Source organism: Flavobacterium sasangense DSM 21067, assembly GCF_000686885.1.
Lineage (GTDB): Bacteria > Bacteroidota > Bacteroidia > Flavobacteriales > Flavobacteriaceae > Flavobacterium > Flavobacterium sasangense.
This window is the reverse complement of sequence record NZ_JMLU01000001.1, coordinates 107,472-128,651: the sequence shown is the minus strand read 5'-3', so window position 1 is coordinate 128,651 and position 21,180 is coordinate 107,472. Positions and strand designations below refer to the sequence as shown.

General features: G+C 31.2%; 19 protein-coding genes and 2 tRNA genes. 10 read left to right on the top strand and 11 right to left on the bottom strand.

The features are described from left to right. Positions 1 to 178: 178 nt before the first annotated feature. Complete coding sequence (locus tag BP92_RS0100615) at positions 179 to 514, top strand: RNA recognition motif domain-containing protein (RefSeq protein ID WP_026724257.1); 336 nt, start codon at positions 179 to 181, stop codon at positions 512 to 514. 55 nt (positions 515 to 569) lie between these two features. Here BP92_RS0100615 and BP92_RS0100610 read toward each other — a convergent pair whose 3' ends face one another. The 6 genes from BP92_RS0100610 to BP92_RS0100585 form a co-directional block, all read right to left on the bottom strand. Next, positions 570 to 1,958: a TolC family protein gene (locus tag BP92_RS0100610; protein WP_026724256.1), complete on the bottom strand. Its 1,389-nt coding sequence runs from the start codon at positions 1,956 to 1,958 to the stop codon at positions 570 to 572. Further along, a complete protein-coding gene (locus BP92_RS0100605; RefSeq protein WP_026724255.1) occupies positions 1,958 to 3,301 on the bottom strand; it encodes an HlyD family secretion protein in 1,344 nt (447 codons plus the stop codon). The genes BP92_RS0100610 and BP92_RS0100605 overlap by 1 nt, the downstream gene beginning before the upstream one ends. A gap of 3 nt (positions 3,302 to 3,304) precedes the next feature. Next, the gene (locus BP92_RS0100600; protein WP_026724254.1) at positions 3,305 to 4,957 is read right to left on the bottom strand and encodes a peptidase domain-containing ABC transporter; all 1,653 of its coding nucleotides are present in this window, start codon (positions 4,955 to 4,957) and stop codon (positions 3,305 to 3,307) included. Beyond that, positions 4,954 to 5,625: a TetR/AcrR family transcriptional regulator gene (locus tag BP92_RS0100595; protein WP_026724253.1), complete on the bottom strand. Its 672-nt coding sequence runs from the start codon at positions 5,623 to 5,625 to the stop codon at positions 4,954 to 4,956. Before BP92_RS0100595 ends, BP92_RS0100600 begins: the two co-directional genes overlap by 4 nt. 136 nt (positions 5,626 to 5,761) lie before the next feature. Continuing rightward, on the bottom strand, positions 5,762 to 7,279 hold the full coding sequence (gene gpmI, locus BP92_RS0100590; RefSeq protein ID WP_026724252.1) for a 2,3-bisphosphoglycerate-independent phosphoglycerate mutase: 1,518 nt from the start codon (positions 7,277 to 7,279) through the stop codon (positions 5,762 to 5,764). Between the two features lie 83 nt (positions 7,280 to 7,362). Next, positions 7,363 to 9,771, bottom strand: coding sequence for a DUF5916 domain-containing protein (locus tag BP92_RS0100585; protein ID WP_026724251.1), 2,409 nt, complete (start codon positions 9,769 to 9,771; stop codon positions 7,363 to 7,365). 190 nt (positions 9,772 to 9,961) lie between these two features. Between BP92_RS0100585 and BP92_RS0100580 the strand changes: the two genes are divergently transcribed. Beyond that, positions 9,962 to 10,693: a murein L,D-transpeptidase catalytic domain family protein gene (locus BP92_RS0100580; RefSeq protein ID WP_026724250.1), complete on the top strand. Its 732-nt coding sequence runs from the start codon at positions 9,962 to 9,964 to the stop codon at positions 10,691 to 10,693. Positions 10,694 to 10,764: 71 nt separating this feature from the next. On the opposite strand, the gene BP92_RS0100575 is transcribed toward BP92_RS0100580, so the two are convergent. Together BP92_RS0100575 and BP92_RS0100570 are read right to left on the bottom strand one after the other, a co-directional pair. After that, a complete protein-coding gene (locus BP92_RS0100575; RefSeq protein ID WP_026724249.1) occupies positions 10,765 to 12,354 on the bottom strand; it encodes a L,D-transpeptidase family protein in 1,590 nt (529 codons plus the stop codon). Between the two features lie 35 nt (positions 12,355 to 12,389). Next, positions 12,390 to 12,842 carry a GNAT family N-acetyltransferase gene (locus BP92_RS0100570; protein WP_035692572.1) on the bottom strand — a complete coding sequence of 151 codons (453 nt, stop codon included), beginning with the start codon at positions 12,840 to 12,842 and terminating at the stop codon, positions 12,390 to 12,392. A gap of 156 nt (positions 12,843 to 12,998) precedes the next feature. Between BP92_RS0100570 and BP92_RS0100565 the strand changes: the two genes are divergently transcribed. Both BP92_RS0100565 and BP92_RS0100560 read left to right on the top strand, forming a co-directional pair. Further along, positions 12,999 to 13,071: transfer RNA gene (locus BP92_RS0100565), tRNA-Gly, on the top strand. Positions 13,072 to 13,105: 34 nt separating this feature from the next. Continuing rightward, a tRNA-Gly gene (locus BP92_RS0100560) sits at positions 13,106 to 13,181 on the top strand. Between the two features lie 32 nt (positions 13,182 to 13,213). On the opposite strand, the gene pepE is transcribed toward BP92_RS0100560, so the two are convergent. Further along, positions 13,214 to 13,921: a dipeptidase PepE gene (pepE, locus tag BP92_RS0100555; protein ID WP_026724247.1), complete on the bottom strand. Its 708-nt coding sequence runs from the start codon at positions 13,919 to 13,921 to the stop codon at positions 13,214 to 13,216. A gap of 114 nt (positions 13,922 to 14,035) precedes the next feature. On the opposite strand from pepE, the gene BP92_RS0100550 reads away from it, so the two are divergent. The 6 genes from BP92_RS0100550 to BP92_RS0100525 all read left to right on the top strand — a co-directional run bounded on the left by BP92_RS0100550 (position 14,036) and on the right by BP92_RS0100525 (position 19,471). Next, positions 14,036 to 14,803, top strand: coding sequence for a peptidase associated/transthyretin-like domain-containing protein (locus BP92_RS0100550; RefSeq protein ID WP_026724246.1), 768 nt, complete (start codon positions 14,036 to 14,038; stop codon positions 14,801 to 14,803). After that, positions 14,793 to 15,626: a hypothetical protein gene (locus BP92_RS0100545; RefSeq protein ID WP_026724245.1), complete on the top strand. Its 834-nt coding sequence runs from the start codon at positions 14,793 to 14,795 to the stop codon at positions 15,624 to 15,626. The genes BP92_RS0100550 and BP92_RS0100545 overlap by 11 nt, the downstream gene beginning before the upstream one ends. Before the next feature lie 16 nt (positions 15,627 to 15,642). Further along, complete coding sequence (locus BP92_RS0100540) at positions 15,643 to 16,149, top strand: DUF6702 family protein (RefSeq protein ID WP_026724244.1); 507 nt, start codon at positions 15,643 to 15,645, stop codon at positions 16,147 to 16,149. Between the two features lie 15 nt (positions 16,150 to 16,164). After that, positions 16,165 to 18,441, top strand: a complete 2,277-nt coding sequence (locus BP92_RS0100535) for a M1 family metallopeptidase (protein WP_026724243.1) — start codon at positions 16,165 to 16,167, stop codon at positions 18,439 to 18,441. A 101-nt stretch (positions 18,442 to 18,542) separates the two neighbouring features. Continuing rightward, a complete protein-coding gene (locus BP92_RS0100530) occupies positions 18,543 to 18,890 on the top strand; it encodes a Sec-independent protein translocase subunit TatA/TatB (protein WP_026724242.1) in 348 nt (115 codons plus the stop codon). Positions 18,891 to 18,892: 2 nt separating this feature from the next. Beyond that, the gene (locus BP92_RS0100525; RefSeq protein ID WP_394331849.1) at positions 18,893 to 19,471 is read left to right on the top strand and encodes a phosphatase PAP2 family protein; all 579 of its coding nucleotides are present in this window, start codon (positions 18,893 to 18,895) and stop codon (positions 19,469 to 19,471) included. Here the strand turns inward: BP92_RS0100525 and BP92_RS0100520 are convergent. Continuing rightward, positions 19,461 to 20,507 (bottom strand): glycosyltransferase family 9 protein, encoded by a 1,047-nt coding sequence (locus BP92_RS0100520; protein WP_026724240.1) that lies wholly within the window; start codon positions 20,505 to 20,507, stop codon positions 19,461 to 19,463. The genes BP92_RS0100525 and BP92_RS0100520 overlap by 11 nt on opposite strands. Then, positions 20,507 to 21,148: an O-methyltransferase gene (locus BP92_RS0100515; protein WP_026724239.1), complete on the bottom strand. Its 642-nt coding sequence runs from the start codon at positions 21,146 to 21,148 to the stop codon at positions 20,507 to 20,509. The genes BP92_RS0100520 and BP92_RS0100515 overlap by 1 nt, the downstream gene beginning before the upstream one ends. Positions 21,149 to 21,180: the final 32 nt, after the last annotated feature.

Here is a 21,180-nt window from a genome sequence, read left to right as displayed (position 1 = left end):
AGTTAGTAATAGAAAGACAATCGTAAGGTTGTCTTTTTTTATTAAATTTTTTTCAAAAAACTAACCTTTTGATTTTGAATTTTTTAGCTAAAATGGGTTGTTTTTGAAAATAAATCAAACTTTAACCTTTTGACAACATTAAATAGCCTACCTTTGTAAGGAATTAAATTTTTCATAGATGAATATTTTTGTAGGAAGTCTTCCTTTCAGTGTAGAGGAAGCAGATTTAAGAGGTTATTTTGAAGAGTATGGAGCTGTAGAATCAGTTAAAATTATCTCTGATAAATTTACCGGAAGAAGTAAAGGATTTGGATTTGTTGAAATGGCTAATGATGCTGAAGCTCAAAAAGCAATCGACGAATTAAACGGTGGAACTATCGAAGGTAGAAAAATCGTTGTTAACAAATCTGAACCAAAACCAGAAGGCGAAAGAAGAAGCTTCGATCGTAATGCTGGTGGAAGTAGAGGTGGTTATTCTAATAATAGAGATAACAACTCAAGAGGTCGTTATTAATATACTTTTTGGATATAAAACGCAAAAAGCCTTCGCATCGCGAAGGCTTTTTAGTTTATTTGGGGTTTGCCAAAGTTTTATACAAACCAATTATAGCATTCAAATACCGATTTTCTAAAGCTATTTCATTTATTTGTGAACTTACCAAGGTGTTTTCTCTCGAATTAATTACAAACAACGAACTTTCTCCCATTTCAAATAAGCGATCTTCCGCATTCAATAGCGTGTTGTAATCTTGAATTAGTTTTCGGATATATTCTCTTTGTTTTTCTAAAGAGGCAATTTCTTGTTGTTGCGATTTTATCTTGTTTTCTAAACTTTTTCGTTCGAATTGCAATCCAAATTCGGTGTCTTGAATTTTAATAGTAGCTAATTTTACTCCAGCTCTTTCTTTTCTTAAAAAAAGCGGAAAAGAGAAATTTACTCCAATTTTATAATCCTCAAAGCGATAATTATCAATATAACTTGGTTCGGATAAATAATTATAACTTACATCAAGTTTGGGTAATAGCGCATTGGCTTTTAGTTTTTTGTCTACTTTAAGCATCGCGATTTTGGCGTCTAAAGCTTTTATTTTTGGATGATTGTTTAAGTCAATTGGGTTTAATTCGTTTATTTGTAAAACTTCTTTTATCGTTTTTGATAATGTAATTTCTGGTGTTAAATCATCCTTTAATTCTAAAGGGACATTATTTTCTAACCATAAATAGTTTGATAATTCTAACTTCGCCTTAATAAGTTTTAATTTAGCATCTTCTAAGTTTAACAATCTGGTTTTTACAACAATTCCGGCTTCTATGCTGTCAATTGCTGGTTTGTCGCCTTCTGAGATTAATTTTTCAATTCCTTTATATCGATTTGAAGCGTTAACCAGGTAATTTTCATATAATTTTACTTCTTCAAAAGCTCTTTTCCAGTTTGCATAACTTACAGAAGCTTCATACAAAACATCAATTGCCTGTAAATTGCGTTCGGCAGCATTTAAATTTTGTGCAATTTTTGCTTTTCTAATATCAGCCATTCGCTGATTAATGAACAAACCTTGCCCCACAGGAACCGAAATTCCAAACGAAGTTAATCCGCTGTTTGGTAATGTGTTTTCTGGATTTACGTATATTCCTTCAGAGTTGTCAAATCCTGCTTTTAGCTCAATTCCGTACCAAGTTGGAATTTTAAAACTGCTATTTAAAATAGAATAATATTGATTGTCTTTGAATTGTTTTTCATTGAAATCAACTTCAATTTTTGGATCAAAAGCACCTCGCGCTTGCATTAAATTAGCTTGTGCTTCGTTCAGTTTTAAATCGGCTTGTTTTACTAACGGATGATATTTTTTTACATAACCTAAAAATTCATTGTACGTGAATTCTGTTGGGTTATTTTGCCCAAATAAATTCATTGAACTACAAATGAAAATGAAGATATAAAATAGTTTCGATTTCATTATTTTTTAGTGTTTTCGGTTGCAGGTTGGTAAAAATTAGGAGGGAATCCATTTAGAGTTCGCCAAATTTCAAACCAAATTGGCACATCGTCTAGCAATGCTAAAGTTTGAGTTCCAGCTCCGATGCTTAGTTGCTTTGGCCATTTTTTATCATTCGGGTCGGGAGCAATTAGCACTCGGTATTTTCCGTTTGGACTAATGAAATTTTCTTTGGCAACAATGATTCCTCCAAAAGTTCCGTAAGAAACATCAGGCCAACCACTGAAAACAATTGTAGGCCATCCATCAAACCAAACTCTTACTTTTTCACCATTATTTATTAAAGGAAAATCAACAGGATTAATATAAGTTTCCACAGCAATATCATATTTTGAAGGCATAATGCTAACCACAGAAGTCCCTTCTTTTATGGTTTCGCCTATACCAGATTGCAAAGCACGGTTAACATAGCCATCTTGTGGAGCTGTAATGTAATACAATCCATTTCTAATTTGATAGTTTTTATATTGGTTTTTAAGTTTGTTTACTTGTGCTTCAGTATCAAATTGAGAACTCAAAGCAGTTTGTTTGTCGCTACTTGCTTTTGCGTTTTTTTCGGCATATTCGGCGCTAATTCTGTTAAGCTCCATAGTCGCATTTAAAACCTCGTTTTTACTAGTAATATATTTGTTCTCTTGTGTAATAATTTTTGCCTCCGTTTCTTGTAATTTCATGCGTTTTTCTTCCACATCGGTCATTGGTTTTAAACCTTCTTTGTTTAAGTTTACAGAACGTGTATATTGAGTTTTAGCAATTTTAAGCTGTGTTTTTGTTGCTTCAAAATCAATACTATCACTTTGTACTTTTAAATACGACTGTTTTAATTTGTTTTGCGCTTGTTTTAATTTCAGATTTTTTTCATTTTGAATTGCGCCCATTTGAGCTTCTAATGCTTTTACTTTATCAGCATAAGAAGTAACTGCATTTTCTTTAGCTTTTACTTGATTTCCTGTATTTTCAATCAAATTTGGATCTAAATAATCTTCTTTTATCTCGGAAATAAACAAAATAGTATCACCTTTTTTAACAAAATCACCTTCGTTTACAAACCATTTTTCGATTCGGCCACCAATAATGGTTTGAATGGTTTGCGGACGCTGATTTGGTTTTAAAGTGGTTACATTCCCTGTTCCTTGTATGTTTTGAGTCCAAGGAAGAAAAAGAAATAAAACCACCATGATAACAAAAGCCCAAATAATCTTTCGAATTACTTTGTAATGCTTCTGTTCTTTAAATATTTGTCCTGATTTGAATTGCTCTAACTTTACGAATTGATCAATTCTATTTTTTGTGATGTTTAGCATGGCTTAAATGGATTTAATTTCACCTTTTTCTAAAAGAATGGTTTGCTTACAAATTTGTTTCCAATAATTGTTTTTACTTGCAACAACTAATGTCCATGGATGTTTTTCTTCACTCAAGAAATCAATGATTTCTTTACAAGTTTGTTCGTCTGATTTGTCTAAAGGATTTTCTAAGAACAATAATTTTGGTTCATTGATGATGCAACGAGCTAATACAATTTTTTGTATTGTTGAAGAATTGATTTGTTTTCCTTCAGATGAAATCCTAGTATCTAATCCTTGAGGAAGTGCTTTGATGGCTTCGGTTAGTTTTAATTTTTCGATTAAATCAAAAACCATTTCCATTTTAATTTCTGGATTATTACAAGTGATATTCTCTAAAATTGTACCTTCAAAAGGCATTTCATGAGCTGTGATAATTCCAATTTTTGAGCGATATTCGTCAGATGAATACTTTTTGTAATTGGTATTATTGATAAAAATACTTCCCGATGTTGGTTCAATTAATCGCGCTAACAAACGAATTAAAGTTGTTTTTCCAGAACCATTTTCACCTAAAATTAAGGTGTGTTGTTTTGGCTCAATCGATAAATTAATGTTTTTTAGTATTTCTTTATCTGATTTTGGATATGAAAAAGAAACGTTTTCAGTTTCAATCGTAATTTTATTTCGATCCACTAAATAATTTGAATTTTGAATATCTTCTTCTAATTCCATATCCACAACAGAACCTAATTTTTCTAAAGAAGTTAATACATCATAAAACAATTCTAATCCAGAAAATAGCTTTTCAACCGCTGCAATAATACTCAAAATGATAATTTCAGCTGCAACGAATTGTCCAATGTTCATTTGTTGGTTGATTACTAATAATCCTCCAATTATTAATAAACCAGCAGTGATTAAAATTTTAAATCCCGTTAGTTGAACAAATTGCTTCATCAAAACCTGAAAATGACTTTCTCTTTGTTTCAGATATTCATTAACCAATTTATCGTTTTTGTGTAGCGAATAATTAAAAATTGAATTGCTTTTGAAACTCAAATGATTTCTAGCAATTTCTTGTAACCAATGTGCAATTTTATACTTGTATTTCGATTCTTTTAAGCTGGTCTCTAATCCTATATTGAAGTTGATTTTGAAAATCAAATACAACAATATCAAAAGTATAAGGCCAAAAAAGATAAAAAAGGAATGATATAAAGAAAGTAAAATAATACCGAAAAAGATTTGCAAAGCAGCTCCAGAAATATCCAATAAAAGTTTAGTAAATCCTTTTTGAACTGTTAAAGTATCAAAAAATCGATTCGCTAATTCTGGCGGATATTGATTGTGTAGTTCATTGAATTTTATTTTCGGAAAACGATATGCAAATTCAAATGAGGAACGCACAAATATTTTTTGTTGTAAGTTTTCGGTGATTCTAAATTGCATGATTTTTAGTAATCCTACAAAAGCTACTCCAACCACAACAATAACTACTAAGATTATCCAAGAAGTGCTAACTTTTCCAGCCTGAATAAAGTTGATGATTGATTGGATTCCCAAAGGTAAAGACAAACTGATTAATCCAGCTATAATAGAATACAAGAAGATTTGATAAATATCTTGTTTGTCTATTAAAATGAGGTTTTTGAATCTTTTTAATGGTGTCATAGTAATATTTTTTTAGCCATATCTGTATAGAATTCGGTTGCGCACTCTTTTTCAGATAAGTTGGTAATAGTTTTTAAATGATTTTTTAAAAAATGTTGATGCAGCGCACCTTCGACAATGTTTGAAGCTAAACTTTTTGCGTATGGATATTCTGGATTTACTTCTTTTATGATGTCGATTATACGATTGATAACTCTTTTATAAACTAAGAAAAAACCTTCTTTATTTTCGTTGTCAACTTCTTTAGTCATTAAGGTTTTCGTAAATTCCTCCACGATTATTCGATTTAGAATTTCTTCATTAATATGTGGAGTTGCATTATCGTCAACTATATTCTCAGTAACGAGTTTAATCGCTTTTTCTAGTTTTTCAATCGGATTAGAAACGTTTGTTGTAGCAAATGCCATTCTATATTCCATCCAAGACCAATACCAAGAGGTTAAATAAACCAATAGTTTGTGCTTGTTTTCGAAATAACGATAAATAGAACTTTCGTTAGATTGAATTTTCTCACCTAATTTTTTAAACGTAAATGCTTCAAATCCTATTTCGTCAATTAGTATGATGCTATTTTTTAGGATATTACGTCCTAATTCTGAAGTTTCAGGATCTTTAACATAGAGTTTTTCGTTGATGGTTATTTTTAAATTGGATAGTAAATTTTGCATGACATAATATTTATGAATGCAAATATAATAGTAATACTATCAACTTATAAAAGTTTAACTTTTAATTTGCAATTGTTATATAAAAAAAGAGACTCAAGTTAATGAATCTCTTTTTTAAATTTATTTGAGTCGTTATTTATAATAATGATTTACAAGTCATTACTTCTGGTTTTTTAATTCCCATTAACTCTAAAATAGTAGGAGCGATGTCGCCTAAAACACCATTTTGAATGTTATTTAATTCTTTATCAACTAAAATAATTGGAACTGGATTTGTAGTGTGTGCTGTATTTGGCGAACCATCTGGATTTATCATCGTTTCGCAATTTCCATGGTCGGCAATGATTATTGTGGTGTAATTGTTTTCTAAAGCGGTTTCAACCACTTCTTTAACGCAAACATCAACGGCTTCGCAAGCTTTAATTGCTGCTTCCATTACACCTGTATGACCCACCATGTCACCATTAGCAAAGTTTAAACAGACAAAATCAACTTCACCTTTTTTAAGTTCTTCAACTAAAGCATCTTTTAATTCGAAAGCACTCATTTCAGGTTGTAAATCGTAAGTAGCTACCTTTGGAGAATTTTTCAAAATACGCGTTTCACCTACAAAAGGTTCTTCTCTTCCGCCAGAAAAGAAAAAGGTTACGTGCGGATATTTCTCGGTTTCAGCAATACGAATTTGTTTTTTATTGGCTTTTTCTAAAACTTCGCCAAGTGTTTCTGTAATGTTGTCTTTGTCGTAAATTACGTGAACATTTTCATAGGTTTCATCGTAATTGGTCATCGTAACATAATACAAATTCAGTTTGTGCATGTTGAATTCGTGGAAGTCTTTTTGCGATAAAACTTCGGTTAATTCTCTTCCTCTATCGGTTCTGAAATTGAAGAAAATAACCACATCTTCGTCTTGAATTTTCGCAACAGGATTGTTGTTTTTATCCACCATCACAATAGGTTGGATAAATTCGTCGGTTACATTATTTGCATAACTTTCGTTGATAGTCGTAACCGCATTTTTTGAGTGATTTCCTTCTGCATTTACTACTAAATCGTAAGCTAATTTTACTCTTTCCCAACGTTTGTCTCTATCCATTGCATAGTATCTTCCAATTACAGAAGCTAATTTTGCATTGGTATTTTGAAGATAATTTTCTAAATCAGAAATGTATTTTGCTCCTGATTTTGGATCTACATCACGACCATCGGTAAAGGCATGAACAAACATTTTTTGAACACCACTTTCTTGAGCAGCATCAATCAAACCTCTTAAATGCGAAGTATGAGAATGCACGCCACCATCTGAAACTAATCCTAAGAAGTGAATTGCTTTATTGTTCTTTTTGGCATAATCGAAAGCATCCATAAGTGGTTTTTCTTGACTCATGGTTTTGTGTTCAACCGCTAAATTCAGTTTGGCTAAATCTTGGTAAACGATTCTTCCAGCGCCTAAATTCATATGACCTACCTCTGAATTTCCCATTTGACCATCGGGTAAACCTACGTTTAAACCATCGGTTCTTAATTGTGCATTTGGGTATTTGGTATATAAACTGTCAATGAAAGGTGTGTTGGCGTTGTCTATTGCAGAAACTTTTGGATCGGGCGATTTTCCCCAACCGTCCAATATCATTAAAATTACTTTTTTGTTCATTTTTGTGTGTTTGTACAAAGATAAACAATTGGTAAATTTTTAGATGAAAATCCGACTTAAAATTACGAAAACGATTAAGTGGTTTAACCTTTTCTAATCCAGTTTTTGGCTTGGTTGTAATCGATAAAATAACGAACACTTATTGATAAAATATGATTCAAATTGTCCTGTAATAAATTAGAAAAATTCGAATTGAAATTTTTATTAATAGTTCTGTCAAAAGTTGCAGCATTATTTCGGTATAAAATCGACATTTGACTTCCTGGAGCAAACCACCATGAATAACTTAAATCTAAATTCCAAGTGCTAAAGTTTGAGTTTTTATTACCTGTATAAGTGGTGTTTAGTGCTAAACTTCCATCTTCATTTAAGTTGTTGATTTTGTTGTTTTCAGCCAAAGACCAATAATGTCTAACCGATAAATTAAAATTCATCACGCTGCTTATCGAAAATTTACTAGATATTGAATTCGTATAAGTATCTCTATTTCTTCTGGCAAAAATGATATTTGAGCCTTCAAAATCAATAAAACCAATGTCATTTTGCTGTTTGAAATAATCAAAACTGTATGATAAAGAAAATTTGTCGTTAAATCGATATCTTGGACTAACATTTATCCCTGCTTCATATCTGTTTTGGTTTATAACGTGGGTTATATAGGGATTGATGTCTACAGCAAATTTATAATTGTAATTCGATGAAAAATATAAAAATCCACCAATATTTGTAGGATTTACGAAATATCTATCGGCAACACGCGGTTCGTAATAATCGTAATTTTTGAAAGGGTTAAAGTTGATTCCAGCGCCAAAATAATGATTTTTCTTGTTTGTAGAATTTAAGTTAACATTGAAATTACTCGCTTGAATTTGGTTTGTTGGCGTATAAAATTCAAAGTAAGAATTTAAGTTAATTCTGAAGGTGTTGAAAGTTTTATTTGGGTTTAGGATACGAAAGTTGGTGTTTCCAGAAAACGAATAATAGTTGGTTCTGAAATTAATTCCTAAATCGTTTATTTCGAAATCTTTTGACATGTATTCGCTTCCGAAACTATATCTAAATTTTCCGTTTGTTTCTGCAAAATATAACGATGCATTATAACCGTTTTTATTTTCAACATCATTAATACTGCTCGATTTTAATCCTCCAGAAAGATTGTATTTGTTGGTTTTGTTGTTCAAGTCGAATAATAATCCGGTTACGTTGGCATCTCTAAAACTTCCGTTTCGTGTTACATTTGTGTTGATGAAAGTTACCGATGAATTTTGATTAAATCGTTGGTCAAAAACCATCACATTATAATTTGTCAAAGGAGAAACTTCTACTTGTCGAGTTGAATTATCGATAGAGTTTGTTGCGGTTGCCATTGTTTTTTCAGTGATTGCATTAAGAAAACCAATTCCCAAACCATCTTTATCGCGACCTGAAATTTTCATTGCATTTAATAAATTTACAGCTCCGGGATACGCTACCGATTCATTTGCAGCTATGTTTAAATTCAAATCAGGGGTTTGTCCAATTCTTCTCGAATACAATAAATTTCCTTTGCTAAATAAGTCAGTTCCTTCTGTGAAGAAAGGACGGTTTTCGTTAAATTGTTGTTCGAAAGGACCTAAGTTTAAAATTACATTATCATATTTAGTTTGACCAAAATCGGGAACTAAAATCGCATCCAAAGTAAAAGCGTCATTAATTCCATATTTAACATCCAATCCTCCTTTTAATTCGCCTTTTGTTTTTTGAGCGTCACTTCCTGAAAGATAAAAGGAAGAATAAGGTATTAAGAACAATCGGGTAGGGGTTTTGATGTTTTCGATTCCAGTTAAAATTCCGGCTTGTTGCGAAATGGCTCCAATTTTATTATCAATAGGACTCCAAGTGTATTTTTGACGTTCTCTTCTAACTTCTCTAAAAAAGTTAAGTCCCCAAGTTTGTTTTTCTTTTTCAGGAAAACGTAGTGCGGCATAAGGAATTTTCATTTCAACCACATAGCCAAAATCCGTAATTTTTGCATTGCTTTCCCAAATAGCGTTCCAAGAACCATCTTCACCTTCCGCAGAAGTAAAGTTGGTGTCGATTTGTCCGTTGGCAGCAGTAACGAAAAATCTAAATTCTTGCTGGCCATCGTTGTAACCATTAATAAAAATCCCAAAAAAATCCGAAGTGCCAATTTCGTCGCGTTCTACCAATTCTTTTAAAATTTTCTCTGGATTTGGGTCGTACAATTTTGCACCTATATATATAGCATCGTTTGAGTATAGTATTTTAACCTCGGTTTTAAATTCTTCTGGAATTGGTGTTCCGTTTTTAGGTTCTAGAGAAACAAAGTCGGTAGCGATTTCAGCATCTTTCCACGAAGCTTCGTTTAATTCAGCATCAATTGAAATGGTTTCAGTTGTTTTCTTTGTAGATACACTTTTTTTTGTTTGTGAAAATGACAAAAGAAAGCTTGTGAAGCAAATAAATATAGTGATGCCGAATTTGTTTGTCATGTAATGAATTTTGATTGCAAAAATATTGGATTACTTTATATGTCTACTTTTTTTATATAATGTTTAACTTTTGTGGGAATAATCGACGAAAGGTTAAAATTTTCGATAAAATGCATAAAAAAGTTTGCAGGTTTAAAAAAAATAAATATATTTGGCACATCACAACAATAATATAACTACAAGATTAACAATGATTTACAGATTTTTGCCCCTAATTTTATTTTGCGTTTTTTCGTTCAAGCCTTTAAATACAACAGAAGGCACTAAGAATGAAGTTACATCAACAGATCCAAAATTAATTGCTGCAAATGCGAAAGCTACTTTTGAAGCTAAGACTAAATCATTTTACTCAGTTATTGATGCCAATGGTTTTTCTTTACCTTCTTTTGAAAGTTTTATTGCAGCTTTTGAAGGATATGAGCAATTAAAGCAATTGGGGAAAATTCAAAATGAAATTTTAACCATAGTTGATTTTAGCTTGTCATCATCTCAAGAAAGAATGTGGGTTGTTGATATGAAAACACAAAAAGTAATTTTAAAATCATTAGTTTCTCATGGAAGAAATTCGGGTTCTGAATATGCAACTGATTTTTCTAATGCAAGCGAATCTTTTAAAAGTAGTTTAGGTTTTTATATCACTGGTGAAACTTACACAGGAAAACACGGTTTGTCTTTACGTTTAGACGGAATGGAATATGGAATTAACGATAACGCTAGAAATAGAGCAGTTGTAGTTCACGGAGCTGATTATGTAAGTAAATCGTTTATTAAAAATACGGGAAGATTAGGAAGAAGTCAAGGTTGTCCTGCTGTTCCTTATGAAATACACAAAGAATTAATAGAAACGATCAAAGGAAAATCTTGTATTTTCATTTATCACCCATCAAGAGCTTATGTGGCAAAATCTAAACTAGTTTCATAAATGTGGATTTGATTTCAAGTTGTTATTTATGTAATCGCTTTTTTTATTGGTTTTGCTAACGCAAAGTTTTATTAATCGCGATTCCTTAGTTTTTGAAATAATGCTTTATCGAGTTCGTAAATGTCATCTCTAAATTGCAGTTTGTCATTTTCAATCCAACTCGTCCAATAAAACAAATATACATTCACAGTGTCTTTAATAGACACTGTTTTTGTTTTTTCTTGTTTCAGAATGGAATCAATTTCGCCTCCGCTCCATTTTTCTGGATTGATTTCAGTTAATATTTGTTTGGTTAAAACCAATGGATTTTCAACTCGTACACAGCCCGAACTTAATGAACGATACGTTTTTACAAAATAATCGCGATGATTGGTGTCGTGTAAATAAACGGAATGGCGGTTAACAAAATTGAATTTCACCAACCCCAATGAGTTATTATAACCGGGTTTTTGAACGTATTTGTAATTGTTTGCTTTTGCCGGATTCCATTCGTATGGACTCACTTCTTTTCCATGACTATTGTATATTGTTAGTCTTCTTGATGGAAAATAATTTCGGTTTTTTGATGCCTCAGGAGTTAAATCTTCTTTGATGATAGTAGGCGGAATTGTCCAAGTTGGATTGAAAACAAAATTAGATAACTTGGAACTCAAAATTGGAGTTTTTCTCTTTGGAGTTCCCACCACAATTCGATGTGAAGCAATCGTGTCATTATTTTTTACATAATGCAACATGTAATCTGGAATATTGGCAATCAAATATTTTTCGCCTAAATCGGAAGGATACCAACGCCAACGTTCTAAATTGGCAAATATTTGTTCAATTCGTTCGTTTTTAGTGGTGTTTAAAGCTCTAAGTGTTCCAATTCCGATAACGCCATCAGGAGCTAATCCATGACGTGCTTGAAAGCGTTTTACTGCTTTAAGAGTCAAAGTATCGTAAGCCCAAGTAATGATGCTATCTTTGTTTTTGTAATCTTTCCAATACGCCAATCTCTTTTTAATTTTTACCATTTCAGGTAAAGTGTCGTTTACAACAATTTTGTTTTTTGTAATTATTTTTTCAAAGGTTACGTTTGGAAATTTATCAATTTCAACTAAACTTTTTTTAAGTAATTGGTAAACAATATGATTCGGTTTTAAATCTTTAAAGGTTGATGCAATCATTTTCTCTTTAATCCCTTTTTCTAATAATGGAGAAAGTGCTATTTCTTTTGGTTTTAAATCCCAATCGGTATATAATTCTTTTGGGTTTAATTTTCCTTTGTGGAGATGGTTGGCTAATTTTTCAAAGGTTTCGGTAAGTAGAATGTCGTATTTTACAATGTCTTCATCATTTAATTTTGCTCTTTTGCTTTCTAAATCTTCAATAATTTTAATTTCATAATCTTCAGGATTTAAACCTTCTTGATAGCAAAACTTAATTTCATTAATCAAATCCTTTCGGTTTTCATCTAAATACCAAATTTCATGAAAATTCATTTTTTGATAGTACAATTTTATACTGTCGGATTTATTGCTTAGTAAATCAGGATGAACGGGTCTAATAATAATATTTAAAACGGTATCTTTTATAATACTATTGTCAAACGCAATAGGTAAGGGTTCCTTTTTACAAGAAATAACAGAGAGTATAAGAAATAAAAAAGTAATTTTTTTCATAGAGAGCAGCAATTCTGATATAAATATAAGAAGAATTATTGAAAATCTTCTCGGTGCATTTTCTTGTACATCGCAAAATGAATGCCAACATCAGGAATAAGAAAAGAATCGCCAATAATTTTATAATCTAATTTTTTGTAAAACGGAACCGCGTTTTCTCGTGCGTTGAACCAAATTAAATCGGCATTCAAATTAATGCAATGATTTTCAGCTTCTTTTACTAATTCGGCTCCAAATCCTTTTCCTTGAAACACTTCTAAAATCGCCATTCCTCTAATTTGAAATTGATTTAATTCTGGAAATAAAGTATTGTTTTCTTTAAAAATGGAGATGATTCCAACAAGTTTGTTTTCTAAAAACAATCCAAAATGAGTCGTATTTTCATCATCATCGCCTTTAAACTGACAAGTTTCGATTGGTTTTCCTTTTCTTAAAACTTCATGTCGTACAGGATATGTTTCAATCGAACTGATTTTTTTTATTTTCATAATTATATAACTAATTAATAGTTAATATTTTAGGGAAAAGCTTTAATTCTAGGGTAAAGTTAGTACAATAGCTTTGAAAAAAATATCAAAAAAAATTTGCAATTACCAAAACTTTTAAAGTATATTTGCACCCACAAAAGTTAACGCTTTTGTTATGCGGAAGTAGCTCAGTTGGTAGAGCTCCAGCCTTCCAAGCTGGTTGTCGCGAGTTCGAGCCTCGTCTTCCGCTCTAAAACAAGATAAAGTTTTAAAAATTATCACCTGCGGAAGTAGCTCAGTTGGTAGAGCTCCAGCCTTCCAAGCTGGTTGTCGCGAGTTCGAGCCTCGTCTTCCGCTCCACAAAAAAAAGCCTTGCATTTGCAAGGCTTTTTTTATTTCAATTCGTTTAATTCGGTTTCTGGAGCTACTTCAAAAGGAGTTTCGTTTCTCTTGAAAATTCTTGCTGTTAAAGTTCCTTTTAATTTTACAGAATCGCCTTTCACTTCTAACCAACTTCCTTCTCTTAATCCTACAACAGGTTGTGGATTAAAATGATGAAATTCATTGATTCTAGTTTCACGCGTTTCACCCATGTGAGTTGAACCTTCAATCGGATCTAAATAATGTGGATTGATATTGAATGAAACAAATCCCAAGGTTCTAAAACTTGGCGGATACACAATTGGCATATCGTTAGTAGTGCTCATTGTTAAACCACAAATATTGCTACCAGCGCTTGTTCCTAAGTAAGGTGTTCCGTTTTTGACTACTTTTTCTAAGGTGTCAATAACGTTATTTTTATATAATTGACTTACCAATAAAAAAGTATTTCCACCACCCGTAAAAATTGCTTGTGCTTTTTCAAGGGCTTCGATTGGGTTTTCAAATTCGTGAATTCCTTTCACGGAGATATTAATTTTAACAAAAGCTTCGCTAACTTTTTTAGTATAATCATCGTGCGAAATTCCGCTAGGTCTTGCATATGGAATAAAAAGTAATTCTTTTACATTAGAAAAGAACGATTGCAATTCAGGTAATAAATAGTCTAAATATTCACCTCCGTGTAAAGTAGAAGTGCTGGCAATAATTATATTTTTCATGGATTATTTTTTTACAAAACTACCAAATTTGTCTTAACATAAGTTTATCATCTTGTTAGGATTTCATTTTGAAGAGAACCAATTACATTTACATATCAAATAAACAATTCCTTTATGATAAAACGATTACTTCTTTTTTTTATGTTTTTCTCTTTGTTGGGTTGGGCTCAATCTGATACAATTATAAAAGGAAAAGTAGTTTCTACTTCTAGTAGTTTAGAAGGAATCCATATTTTAAATTTAAATAAAGGAATCGGAATTGCAACCGATGATAGAGGTTATTTTGCTATTCGAGTTGCAATTGGTGATACGTTACAATTTAGCGCAATTCATTTAATTGCAACAAAGCATATCATTGAAAAAGATGATTTTGGTGAAAATTTGTTGTTTGTAGAAATGAAATCTAAGCTTAATGAATTGGAAGAAGTTACGATTGTTCAGTATAAAAATATTAATGCAGTTTCTTTAGGAATTATTCCAAAAAATCAAAAAACCTACACACCGGCAGAACGAAAACTTAAAGCGGCAAGCGATCTTGATGGACTATATGGTACTAACACAAAAATAGGTTTAGATCCTTTGCTTAACTGGATTTCTGGTAGAACAAGAATGCTTAAAAAAGAAGTTGAAGTAGAGAAAAAAGAGTTTTTAATTGATGTAACGGCCGATTATTATCAAAAAGAATATTTTACGGATGTTTTAAAAATTCCTGTAGATTATGTAGATGGTTTTTTATTTTATGTAGTTGAGAATAGCCGATTTGTTACGGCAATGAAAGATAAAAATAAAACAATGGCAACTTTTATTCTATCAGAACTTGCTGTGGAATATTTAAAAATAAATGAGTTAAAAGCTTCAACATCCTTTAAGAATGAGAAATAAACCGATTTTATTTTTTGTGTTTCTTTTTAGTCAATTATTCTTTTCCCAAGAAGTTGAGAGAAAAATTTTGAAAGGAAAAATAGTAGCAGATTCCATTGAAGTGGAAAATCTAACGGTTTTCAACATCACCTCAAATATTGGCGCTGTTACAAATGTTGATGGAAAGTTTTCGATTAAAGCAAAAGCAACGGATACATTGTATATTCAGGGACTTTCCTATGATTCTAAAAAATATGTGCTAACTGAAAAAGATTTTTGGTTAGAAGAACTTGAGATTAGATTGCATTTAAAAATTACTGAGCTTAATGAAGTAGAAATTACTCCTTACACTTTAACTGGAGCTTTAAAAGAAGATACCAAACGAATTCAGGTTTATGGAGAAGCTTTCAGTGGTATTGATGCTAAGGCAGTGAAATATTATGAGGATGATGTTCGTTTAGGAACACCTGTAAATACTGCAATTTACAATCCATTAGCTCCTAATGGTTCTAATTTTGATTTAAAGTTAATAGGTAAAGGTATTGGGAAATTACTCGGAATAAAAGCTAATCCAAAAAAGAACTCAGAGTTTGTTTTTGAGGAACGAAGACAACGTGATATTCAAACAAAATCATTCTCGGATCATATGTTTGAACGTTTTACACATAATTTCTTTACAGAAACCTTGAAAATTAAGCATGAAGATATTCCAATGTTTTTGCAATATGCCGAAATGCCAATTAAAGATTTATCATTGTTTTTAAAACCTGAATATGAATTACAACTAATTCAATATTTAACTATAAAAGCAAAAGAATACAAATTAGGAAATCAAAAAGAATAATTGCTATTTTTACCACATGAAGAAGAACTTTTTACGATATTTTACTCCAATTGTTTTAGTAGTTTTATTGAGCTCATTTGCTTGGCACAAATTTTATGTTTCGGTAACCCAAATCGACTATGTGCCAAATAAAAAAAGAATAGAAATTACCCATCGAATTTTTATTGATGATTTGGAAAAAGCTTTGGAGAAAAAATACAAGAAAAAAGTGTATTTAACTTCAACAAAAGAGTTGCCCGAAGCTGAAACATTAATTAAAACATATCTTAAAGAAAATATTAAAATTTCTATCAATAAAAAACCTCAAGAGATTGTTTATTTAACTAGAGAAGTGGAAGGCGATGTGTTAATTTTTTATACTAAAATTGCTATATCAAAAAAAATAAATACCTTCGAAATCTTTAATTCATTATTAATAGATATTTATAAAGAGCAACAAAATATTGTTCATGTAAATATTAATAGTAACAAAAATAGCTTTTTGTTTACTAATAGTGATACGCAACAAAAAATTGACTATTAAAAGAATTGAAATATTATGAAAAAATCAATTGTACTTAGTGCTTTCTTGACTTTAGCAGTAACTTTCGGAGCAATCGCTCAGGATGTTAAACCAGAAGAAAAAAAGCGCGAACCTGGACATTATAATGAGAATAAATTCCGTCAAATGTATGACGAAATGGCAACTCCTAATATGTTTAGAACCGCTTCTGGAGCTCCAGGACCAGCTTATTATCAACAAAAGGCAGATTATGTAATGAATTTGGAGTTAGATGATAAGAATAAAAAACTTTATGGTTCTGAAACCATTACTTATCACAACAACGCTAAAGAATCGTTAGAATATTTATGGGTACAATTAGACCAAAATATCGAAAGACCTGATTCTAAAACGCCTTTAGTAGAAAATCAAAACATGGACAAGGCGATTTCAACAAGTGGTTTTGCAAAAAAATACATGGGAAGCCCTTTTCAAGGAGGTTTTAATATCGAATATGTTAAAGATGCTAAGGGGAATCCAATGAAATACACCATCAATCAAACCATGATGCGTATTGATTTACCTAAACCATTAAAAAATGGCGAAAAGGTTTCTTTCTCAATCAAGTGGTGGTACAATATTGTAAATTATCAGGAACAAGCCAATAATGGTCGTTCTGGATATGAGCAATTTCCTGATGGAAACCGTTTGTATGTAATGGCGCAGTTTTTCCCAAGAATGGCTGTTTACAATGACGTAGAAGGATGGCAAAACATGCAATTCTGGGGTAGAGGTGAGTTTGCTTTAGCTTTCGGTGATTACGAAGTAAATATTACAGTTCCTGCTGACCACGTTATGGAAGGAACAGGAGTGTTACAAAACAGAAGCGAAGTTTTTACCGCAGAACAAGTAAAAAGATGGGAATTAGCAGAAAAAACTTTTGATAAGCCAGTAGTAATTGTTACCCAAGAAGAAGCGATTGCTAAAGAGAGTAGCTTTTCAGATAAAAAGAAAACATGGAAATTTAAAGCACAAAACGTTCGTGATTTTGGTTTCTCAACTTCAAGAAAATTTATAATTGATGCCATGGCAGTTGATTTACCAACTAACAAACCATTAGCAATTTCAATTTATCCAAAAGAAGCAAATCCACTTTGGGGTGATTTATCTACAAAAGCGGTAGCACATACTTTAAAAACGTATTCTCATTTTACATTTGATTATCCTTATCCAAAAGCAGTTTCAGTTTCTGCAGAAGATCAAGGAATGGAATATCCAATGATTTGTTGGAACTACGGTCGTCCTGATGAAAAAGGTTTCGTAAGTGATAGAATTAAATATGGAATGTTAGGTGTTATTATTCATGAAGTTGGACATAACTTCTTCCCAATGATCGTAAACTCTGATGAAAGACAATGGTCTTGGATGGATGAAGGTTTAAATACATTCTTAGAATACTTAACAGAAACTTCTTTCGATCCAAATTTCCCTGCATCTAGAGGTCCAGCTAAAAATATTGTACCTTATATGAAAGGAAATCAAAAATATTTAGAGCCTATTATGTCAAATTCTGAAAATATTTACAACTTTGGAGCTAATGCTTATGGAAAACCAGCAACAGGTTTAAATATCTTGAGAGAAACTATCATGGGTCATGAATTATTTGATCATGCATTCAAAACTTATGCGAATCGTTGGAAATTCAAACACCCAACACCAGAAGATTTCTTTAGAACAATGGAAGATGCTTCTGCAGTTGATTTAGATTGGTTTTGGAGAGGTTGGTTCTATTCAACAGATTATACCGATATTGGTGTGAAAACTGTAAAACAATATTATGTTTCTACAGAAGCTTCAAAAGAAACTCAGGCTATGTTTAATAGAAGAGGAAGAAAAATTAGCGATGGAGAACCAATGTTGTACTTAGTTGCTGAAGATGCACCTGATTTTAAACCTGAATTAAAAAAAGCAATGGATGTTAATAGTGTTCAAGCACTTTCTGACTATGTAAATAAAAATTATACAGCTGAAGAAAAGAATGCTTTAAAATCTCCTAAATATTTCTATGAAGTAGAGTTTGAAAAACCAGGAGGATTAATCATGCCAATCATCGTAGAGCTTCAATTTGAAGATGGAACAAGCGAAATTCAAAAATTCCCTGCTCAAATTTGGAGAAGAAACAATGATACTGCAAAACGTGTTTTTGCAACAGAGAAAAAAGTTGTTAAAATTCAATTGGATCCTAAATTAGAAACAGCCGATGTAGATGTTGAAAACAATTACTGGCCTAAAGTAGAAATAGTATCAAAATTTGATACATTAGATAAAAAATAAGAATTAAGACTATCTTCGGATAGTCTTTTTTTTTGATTACTTTAAGATAAAGTAGGTGTAAAACTTTGTAACTTTGCGAAGTTAATTTTCAAAAATATACAATGTTTGGAATTGGAGGAGGTGAATTGTTTTTCATCATTTTAGTTGTTTTGATGTTATTTGGATCAGATAAGATTCCAGATATTGCTCGTGCTTTAGGTAAAGGAATGGCGCAATTAAAAAATGCTACCAACGAAATTAAGAGTGAAATCCAAAAAGGAACTCAAGAAGCAGGATTAGATATGAATACTTTAACTGGTGGAGTTTCTGAAGAAATAGCTAAAGCAAAAGAAGGGATTACTAAAATGGTAAATCCTATGGAAAACATTAATTTAGATGTTCAAAACCCTTTAGAGCAAGTTAAAGAAGATATTGAAAATATTACCGGACCTATAAAAAGACAAATGTAATTTTGGAGCACTTAATAAACTTAGATAAAGAATTATTCCTTTTTTTAAACGGATTGGGTTCTGAACCATTTGATGGTTTTTGGAAAATTATCACCAAACAAATCTATTGGTCACCTCTTTTTGTTGGAGTTTTTTATTTAATTCAAAAGAAATTAGGTTGGAAAGGTTTGGGAATTATTATCCTTTTTTTAACGGTATTGTTAACCTTTACTGACCAAATTACGAATTTATTCAAATATTCATTCGAACGTTTACGCCCTTGTAATAATCCCGAATTTGATGGTTTAATGCGTGAAGTTATCACTAGAAAATCTTTTGGTTTCTTCTCTGGTCACGCTGCAAATTCTATGGCTTCAACAACTTTTATAGTTTTGATTATTCGAAAATATTACAAACACACTTATTTACTGTTTTTGTTTCCACTAATCTTTGCTTTTAGTAGAATTTATCTAGGATTACACTATCCTGGAGATATTTTAACAGGTTATTTCTTTGGTGGACTTTTCGGATTTTCGTTTTATAAACTATACAATTATGTAGTCAAACGATACGAATTAAATACAGGAATTATTACGGAATAACGGTTTTGATTTCTTTTAAAATTGCATCAATTTTTTTTCCATTAGTGTCTATCCCAAAACTATTATTATAATAAGGTTGGTATAAATTTTTGTCTGTTACTGAAAAAAGCCCAATAGTAGTTGTATTAGTAGCATTTGATAAATGCATAATGCCACTATCAGCACCTATAAAAAGTTCTGTATTTGCTATAAAGGCGGCAATTTCTCTGACGTTTTTACTGTAATAGCTAGGTGTTTTAAAGTCGATTTGTGAAACATTTTCAACGGGTAAAACTTCAATGATATTATAGTCTTTACATTCTTTTCTTAAAATTTCATAAAAAGCATTCCACCATTCTTTTGAGTAAATCTTTTCATTAGTAGCATAAGTAAAAATGCAAATGGTTTTTTTTGTGTTTCCAGTAATTTCAAATACATCTTCTGCTCCTTTTTTTAATTCATCTGAGTTTAGTCGAATATCAATTTTAGGAATTTTATTATTTGGAATTTCTATCCCTAATGCTTTGATTTCGTCTCTAAAATCATAAATAGGACGTTTTGCATTATGCATATAATCGCTATGAACAGAAGAATCTAAATCTTTAATTTTTCCAAATACTTTATATTTTGATTTTGTTATCTTAGTAGCAATTGATCCAGAAGATGAGTAGCTAACGGTATTAATGACTAAATCGTAATTGTTTTTGCGTAAGTAAAACCAACAGCCTAAGTATTTTATAATTTCTTTAAAATGTTTTCTAGGTAACGCAATTATTTTATTTACTTCGGGATAGTTTTTGAAAAGTATTGGACCAAGATTACCTTTCAGAAAAAGATCAATTTTTACTTCAGGAAAAGTAGTAATTACTTCTTGTAATAAAGGCGTGATTAGAAGTTGATTTCCTAATCTGTGATTAGGTCTAACAATTAGTATTCTCTTTATTTCAGAGGGATTTTTAATGCTATTTTGTACTGATTTTGTTTCGTTAATTGTTTTTACAAAGAGGTTTTTTGTAATACTTTTTCTAAATAGGTTTATTTTTTCTTTAAAAGTCATTATAAAACTCGGCTAACGGTTAAACCATCACGAATAGGCAATAAGACCGTTTCCACTCTTGGATCGGTATTTAACAATTGATTATATTCTAATAAAACAGGTGTGCTTTTATCATTTGGTTTTACTTCTTCTAAAACTTTTCCGCTCCACAATACATTATCGGATAAGATAATTCCACCTTTATTCATCATGGGAACTATTAAATGGAAATAATTCACATAATTTTCTTTATCAGCATCAATAAAAACCAAATCGAATTTTTTATTTAAAGTTGGGATAATAGCTACCGCATCACCTAAGTGTTGAAAAATTTGGTCTTTCCATGGCGAAGCATCAAAATATTTTCGCTGAAAATCAACCAATTCTTCTTCAATATCAATGGTGTCTAAAGTTCCGTTTTCAGCCATTCCTTCTGCTAGACATAACGCCGCATAACCTGTATAGGTTCCTATTTCCAAAATATGTTTCGGACGAATGATTTTTGAAAGCATACTCAAAACTCTACCTTGAAAATGACCACTCAACATACGAGGTTGCATGATTTTTTGGTAGGTTTCTTTATTTAATTTCGCTAATAATTCAGGTTCTGCTTGTGAATGATTGGCAACGTAATCTTCTAAATCTTCAGATATGAAATGCATGATAAAATCAAATTTTGACAAAAATACAAATT